Genomic DNA, 7,831 nt, shown 5'->3' on the forward strand with positions numbered 1-7,831 from the left:
TGAAAATATGATAAATGCATTTAAACATCATAGTGATATTCATACAAAAACAGCAGCAGAAGTTTTTAATGTTGATATAGATAATGTTACTCCTTTAATGCGTTCAAGAGCAAAGGCAGTTAATTTTGGTATAGTTTATGGAATAAGTGATTTCTCATTAGCTCAAGACCTTGGAATAACAAGAAAAGAAGCAGCAGAATATATGAGTATTTACTTTGATAGATATCCAAAAATAAAAGAATATTTAGAATCAGTTGTTGAAGATGCTAAAAAGACAGGGTATGTAACTACTATTTTAAATCGAAAAAGATTTATACCTGAAATTAAAGCTTCAAACAAGATAGTAAAAGCTTTAGGAGAAAGACTTGCTATGAATGCACCGATACAAGGTAGTGCTGCTGATATAATAAAAATAGCTATGATAAATGTATTTAATAGACTAAATAAGGAAAACTTAAAAAGTACATTAATATTACAAGTTCATGATGAACTTATAGTTAATGTAGTGGAAGAAGAAATAAATATTGTAGAAAATATAGTAAAAGAAGAAATGGAAAATGTATTTAAACTTAGTGTTCCATTAGATGTTGATATTAATTTTGGAGATACATGGTATAACACTAAGTAAAGGAGGATTTTACTTTAACATGATAAAGGTTGGACTTACAGGGGGAATAGGAACTGGTAAAAGTACAGTATCTAGCATGATTAAAGATGCAGGTTTTAAAGTAATTGATGCTGATTTAATAGCAAGAGACGTATTAGTTAAATATCCAGAAATATTAGAGAAAGTTAGAGCTCAATTTGGAGAAGGTTTTTTTGATTGGAGAGGAGATTTTAGAAGAAAGGAATTTGGCAATCATATATTTAGATTTCCAAAGCAAAGAGTTAAATACGAAAATATAATACTTCCGTATATAAAGGCTGATATAATGAATGCTATAAAAGAATTGGAGAACAAAGGTGAAAAAATAGTAATATTAGATGCTCCAACTCTTATAGAGAGCAAGATGAATGAGGATATGGATATTGTTGTATTAGTAGTTGCAGATAGTAAAACTCAAGTACAAAGAGTGAAAGAAAGAGATAAATTAAGTAATTATGATGCATTGAATAGAATTAATGCACAAATGCCACTAGAAGAGAAAAAAAATTATGCTAATATAATAATAGATAATAATAAAGATTTATTATATGCTAAAGAGCAAGTTGATGATTTTATAGATTTTATGAATACACTAATATAATAAGGAGTTAAAAATGAAGTTAAAAAAGATAATACTTTGGTTATTTGTGATAGTTGTAGCATTAGTAGGTATTAAGTATTATGTACAAAGATATGCTTTCCCATATAAGCACGAAGATGTTATTAATAAATATAGTAAAGAATATAATTTAGATCCATTATTTGTATTATCTATAATAAAAGCTGAAAGTAAATTTGATTCAAATGCAAAATCACATAAAGATGCTTATGGACTTATGCAAATCACTGATAGTACAGGTGAGTGGATTGCTAGTCAAATGAAAATAAAGAACTTTTCAGAAAATATGCTTTATGATGAGGAAACAAATATAAAAATGGGATGTTGGTATTTGAATAATCTTTATAAAGAATTTGGAGATAAGGATTTAGTAATAGCAGCATATAATGCAGGAAGAGGAAATGTAAATAAGTGGCTTAAAGATAATGAATACTCTAAAGATGGAGAAAATATTCATTATATCCCTTTCCCTGAAACTAAAAATTATGTTGATAAGGTTAATATATATTATAAAATATATAAGTATTTATATAGCTGATTATTTTTATAATCAGCTATAATACTTTTAAGATAGAGGTGAATTTTACTTGAATAAACAAAAGAAAAATATTTATGGGATAGTTTTTTTTATTATATTAATAGTACTAATATTTATAAAAGTATCTATGCCATATGTTTTACCATTAGATAGTAATGTGAAATATAATGATAATCCTGTTTCTCATAGAGAAGAAATATTATTAAAGTTTATAGATAATAAATTAACTAATAGTTCAGGTGGAATAAAAACAAATTATGTAGATAAAAAATCTGAAGGAGATATAACAAAAGGTAATGCAGTTTTATCAGAGTCAGAAGGAATTATGTTAATATATTACTTAGAAAGAAATGAGAAAGAAAATTTTGATAAAGTATTAAATTATATAGAAAATAATATGATTCTTGATAATAATTTAATTTCGTGGAGAGTTGAAGGTAACAATAAAAATCAAACATCAGCAACTATTGATGATTTAAGAATTGTTAAAGCTCTTTTGCTTGCTAATGAAAGATGGGGAAACTTTCATTATAGAAAATTAGCTATAAAAATATCAAGAGCAATTAATGAAAAATTACTTGATGTAGATGTTTTAAGTGATTTTTATGATGGATATAGTAAAAGTGATATAACGACGTTATGTTATATAGATCTTCCTACATTAGATTATTTAAGTAATATAGATTATAAGTGGAAAAAGGTATATTCAGGATCATTAAAACTATTAAATGATGGGTACATAAGTAATAAGGTTCCTCTATATAGAACAAACTATAATAGAAAAACAAAAAAATATGATAATGAAAATACAACAGATACACTGTTATCATTAATTTGTATTTTAAATAAACTTGAATTAAATCAATCAGCAAAAAGTAGTATTGACTGGATAGAAAATAAATTTAAGAAGGATGAAGCTATATATTCAAAATATAATGTAAGTAATGGAGAAAAAGCATCAGACGTAGAATCTACATCAATATATGCATTACTTGTTAGAATAGGATATCAATCTAAAAATAAAAATTTATATAATATGGCTTTAAGAAAATTAGAGAGTTTTCAAGTATTAGATAAAAAAAGTGAGTTGTATGGAGCATATGGAGATACAAATACATTAAATGTATATTCATTTGATAATTTAAATGCTTTATTAGCTTATAGAGATGTAAAATAAAATTACTCCTAATGAGAATATAATTTTCATTAGGAGTAATTTTATTTATATTAAATAGAGAATACTATAAATAAAAATTAATAAAAATAAATAATGACTTTTGGTCAGTATTTATGTTATAATCTCTACATTAGAAAATAAAAAGGAAGGATAACTGATGAAAAATATTTTAAAAATTTTTAAGAGGGATATAAAAAATATATTCACAAATTGGGTTGCAATAGTTGTATTATGTGGGCTTATAATACTTCCTTCTCTTTATGCGTGGTTTAATATTAAGTCATCTTGGGATCCGTATGGAAGTACGAGTGGTATTAGGGTAGCAGTAGTCAATGAGGATAAAGGTACAGAAATAGAAGGAAAAAAAATAAATATTGGAGAGAAGGTAGTAGATGAACTTTCAAAAAATAATAATATAGGATGGAAGTTTGTAAGTAAAGAAAAGGCTGAAAAAGGTGTAAGAGTTGGTAATTATTTTGCTAGTATAGTTATACCAGAAGATTTTTCAAAAGATTTAGTATCACCTACATCAAAAAATATTGTAAAACCAAAATTAATATATACAGTAAATGAAATAGCTAATGCAATAGCACCTAAGATTACATCAAAAGGTGTAGAAGCATTAAAAGCACAAGTTGATAGAAATGTTTCTGAAACTGTAGATGGAGCCATATTTAAAGTTTTAAATCAAGTTGGAATAGAATATGAATCATCAAGAGATAAAATTAGAGAAACTGTAAATCTTATATATAAAGTAAATGATAATTTACCTAAAATAAATGACCTTATAAACAAGGCTTATGATGGAACTATAACTATAGATACTATGATAAATAAAATGAATAAAATAATTCCTAATTTAGAAACTACATTAAAAGATGTAAATAGTAGTTTAGATAAAGGAAAAGAATTTATAAATAAATCTAAAGATAGCTTAAATAGTTTAGCTCCTATAATTAAAGAAGATTTAATATTTAGTAAGGATCTAATTAATGGTTCTTCAGAAATTTTAGGGAATGTATCAGAAAAATATGATAAAGAAGCACTTTTAAAAGTTTTAAATAGTTTAAATGATAAATTAAAAGTAGTAGATAACACCTTAAAATCAGTAGTTGATTTATTAGAATCAGTAAATAAAGGTTTAAGTAGTGATAAGTTAACTAATATAATAAGTAAATTAAATAATATAGAACAAAGAACTTTATCTATTATAAATGATATAACAAAGAATATTGAATTAGTTAATAATAATGTAGTTTTACAACCTGATACTATAAATAAGATAAAAAATAAATTAGATTTATTACAAGGAGATTTAAATAAAATTATAGGAAACTATGATAGTACAATAGTTCCTTCTATTAATGAATCATTAAATAAGTTAAATAAAATAGCGAAAGAAAGTATGGAATTAATAAAAGGTACTCAGGATGTAATTCCAGACGTTAAAAATGTATTAGGATTGCTTTCAAAAGGAACTAAATTAACTAATGAAGAGTTATCTAAAGTTAAAGAAAAATTTCCTGAGTTTAAAAAGTCATTTAATAAAATAACTAATGATATAAAGAAAGTAGATAAAAAAGAAGATATAAATAGAATATTGGATATAATAACTGGCGATTGGAAAGAGAAAACTAAGTTCTTGGTTAGTCCGGTTGAAATTGAAACAAATAAATTATTCCCAGTTCCAAACTATGGTTCAGCAATGTCACCATTTTACACAACATTATCTTTATGGGTAGGTGGATTAATACTTGTATCAATATTAACTGTAAGTGCTAAATCATTTGAAGATGGAACTAAAGCAAAGCCGATAGAAGTTTATTTTGGGAAATATATATTATTTGCAATAATAGGGATACTTCAAGGTGCTATAGTTACATTAGGAGATATATTTATATTAGGAACATATGTAATACATCCAGTATTATTTGTATTATTCGGAATGTTTACAAGTTTAATATTTATAACAATAATATATTCAACAGTTTCTGTATTTGGAAATGTTGGTAAAGCTATTTGTATAATATTTTTAGTACTTCAAGTAGCTGCATCAGGAGGAACATTCCCGGTTGAAGTAATGTCAGGATTTTTCCAAGGAATAAATCCTTACTTACCATTTAGATATGCAATAGAAGCAATGAGAGGTTTTGTTGGTGGAATAGTACCAGAACTTATACAAAAGGATCTTATTATATTAATAATTTCTGCTTTAATATTTGTAGTTATAGCTATATTATTAAAAAAACCAATGAATAAAAGTAGTGAAAAGTTTGTTAATAAGCTTAAAGAAAGTGATATAGTAGAACATTAAAAAATAGAAAAAAATAATTTTAAAAAAGATAGGATTTAATCCTATCTTTTTTATTTTATATAGTTTAAACGAAAGAAGTATAGGGAAAAATATTTTTATTATAAATATAGAAAGGAGAATAAAAAATGGGAAAAAAGATTTTTGGAGTATTACAGAGAATTGGTAAAGCTCTAATGCTACCAGTTGCTCTTTTACCTGCTGCTGGATTATTATTAGCATTCGGTAATTTACTTATGAATGAAGCTTTGTTAGTTAATGCTCCTTATTTAAGGGCAGATTGGATACAATTAGTTGCAAATGTTATGGAGCAATCAGGAAATATTGTATTTTCTAATTTGCCTCTAATATTTTCAGTAGGAGTTGCAATTGGCTTATCAGATGGTGATGGAGTTGCAGGTCTTGCAGCAATAGTTGGGTTTTTAATAATGAATGTTTCTATGGGAACATTTACTGGAGTTACACAAGATATGTTAACTGACCCTATGTATACTACTATAGTTGGAGTTCCTACACTGCAAACAGGAGTATTTGGAGGTATTATAATGGGACTTATAGCTTCTGCTATGTATAATAAATTTTATAAAATTGAATTACCTCCATACTTAGGATTTTTTGCGGGAAAAAGGTTTGTACCAATAGTAACAGCAGTGTTAGGAGTTATAATAGGTATTTTAATGACATTTATATGGCCACCTATACAAACAGGATTATTTTATTTTTCAAGAAGTATGATAGATGCTAATCCAACAATAGCAGCTTTATTATTTGGAACTATTGAAAGAGCATTAATACCATTTGGATTACATCATATTTGGTATAATCCTTTCTGGTATCAATTTGGAGAATATATAAATAGTGCTGGTCAATTAGTTATGGGTGATCAAAATATATTTTTTGCTCAATTAAAAGATGGAGTTCCATTTACAGCAGGAACATTTATGGCTGGAAAATTTCCTTTTATGATGTTTGGATTACCAGCGGCTGCATTAGCAATATATCAAGAGTCTAAACCTCAAAATAAAAAAATGGTAGCAGGAATTATGGTATCTGCTGCTCTTACTTCATTTTTAACTGGTATTACTGAACCTTTAGAATTTTCATTTCTTTTTGTAGCACCTATACTTTTTATAGTACATTGTGTATTAGCAGGATTATCATTTATGACAATGCAATTGTTAAATATAAAAATAGGAATGACTTTCTCGGGGGGAGTAATTGATTTTGTTTTATTTGGTATTATACCTAATAGAACTCCTTGGTATTTAGTAATAGTAGTTGGTATAATTTATGCAATAATTTATTATAGTTTATTTAGATTTTTAATAAGAAAGTTAAATTTAAAAACTCCTGGTAGAGAAGAAGATAATGAATCTATAAGCAGAGCAAATAAAGAACATGCAAATCTTGCAGTATCTGTATTAAATGCTCTTGGTGGCAGAGAAAATATAAATAATCTAGATGCATGTATTACTAGACTTAGAGTAATAGTTAATGATGTAGAAAAAGTTGATAAAGAAGAACTTAAAAAATTAGGTGCAGCTGGTGTAATGGAGGTTGGAAATAATATTCAAGCAATATTTGGGCCAAAGTCAGATACATTAAAAGGACAAATAAAAGATGTAATTGCTGGAAATATACCTGTAAGTGAATCTTTAGAAGAACATGATGATATAACTGAAATAAAAAATAGAAATCTTGAGGATATACCAGAAGATATAATGGTTCCTTTAAGTGGAAATGTAATAAGAATAGAAGATGTTCCAGATAAAATATTTGCAGAAAAAATGATGGGTGATGGGTTTGCTATAGAACCAATGGGAAATATTGTAGTAGCTCCTGTAAGTGGAGAAATTACATCATTATTTACTACAAAACATGCAATTGGAATAACAAGCGAAAATGGATTAGAAATATTAATACATGTAGGAATGGATACTGTTTCTTTAAAAGGTGAAGGTTTTACTTCATACGTTAAACAAGGTTATAAAGTTAAAATAGGGGATAAACTTTTAAGTGTAGATTTTGATTTTATAAAAGAAAAAGTTCCATCAATAATAACTCCAGTAGTATTTACTAATTTAACAGAAGAAAGCAAATTAGAAATAAATTATGGTGAGTTAAAAGAAGGAAAAGATATAGTAGCAACTGTAATTAAGAAATAATATTATGAAACCTAGCTAAAATTTAAAAAATAGCTAGGTTTTATTAACAAAAACTTCACATAAAAGTAAAAATAAAGTAAAATATAGTTATATGGTGGGGGGGTTATATGTATATAAATAACGAATTAGAAGAGATATTATATGTAGATTATGGAAAATACAAAAATATGTCAATAATATTTTTGTCTATTTATTTAATAATTAATATTATAGGTACAATATTTTTTAGTGAAAGTATTCTAGTATTAAATATATTTATAAGAATATTTTATCTTTTATTATCATTTTGTTGCATAGTACTTATATATTCAACTATAAAAATATTTAAAAGCAAAGTATTAATAATATTAAGTCTTAATTTTATTAATATTATAT

7 protein-coding genes are annotated in these 7,831 nt (G+C 25.6%); all 7 read left to right on the top strand.

The annotated features are described in order from the left end of the window. A partial coding sequence (locus Q4E08_RS10925) for a DNA polymerase (protein ID WP_303130915.1) occupies window positions 1–628 on the top strand: 628 nt, incomplete at its 5' end. A gap of 19 nt (window positions 629–647) precedes the next feature. Then, complete coding sequence (coaE, locus tag Q4E08_RS10930) at window positions 648–1,247, top strand: dephospho-CoA kinase (RefSeq protein WP_303130917.1); 600 nt, start codon at window positions 648–650, stop codon at window positions 1,245–1,247. A 13-nt stretch (window positions 1,248–1,260) separates the two neighbouring features. Beyond that, entirely contained in the window at window positions 1,261–1,803 is a 543-nt protein-coding gene (locus Q4E08_RS10935) for a lytic transglycosylase domain-containing protein (RefSeq protein WP_303130918.1), read from the top strand. Window positions 1,804–1,852: 49 nt separating this feature from the next. Next, window positions 1,853–2,980 (top strand): glycosyl hydrolase family 8, encoded by a 1,128-nt coding sequence (locus Q4E08_RS10940; RefSeq protein ID WP_303130919.1) that lies wholly within the window; start codon window positions 1,853–1,855, stop codon window positions 2,978–2,980. Between the two features lie 157 nt (window positions 2,981–3,137). Next, window positions 3,138–5,294 (top strand): YhgE/Pip domain-containing protein, encoded by a 2,157-nt coding sequence (locus Q4E08_RS10945; RefSeq protein ID WP_303130920.1) that lies wholly within the window; start codon window positions 3,138–3,140, stop codon window positions 5,292–5,294. Window positions 5,295–5,419: 125 nt separating this feature from the next. Next, window positions 5,420–7,456, top strand: coding sequence for a glucose-specific PTS transporter subunit IIBC (ptsG, locus tag Q4E08_RS10950; protein ID WP_303130921.1), 2,037 nt, complete (start codon window positions 5,420–5,422; stop codon window positions 7,454–7,456). 107 nt (window positions 7,457–7,563) lie between these two features. After that, on the top strand, window positions 7,564–7,831 hold a 268-nt coding region (locus tag Q4E08_RS10955), incomplete at its 3' end, for a hypothetical protein (RefSeq protein WP_303130922.1).

The organism is Clostridium sp. (genome assembly GCF_030532265.1).
Taxonomy (GTDB): Bacteria; Bacillota; Clostridia; order Clostridiales; family Clostridiaceae; genus Clostridium.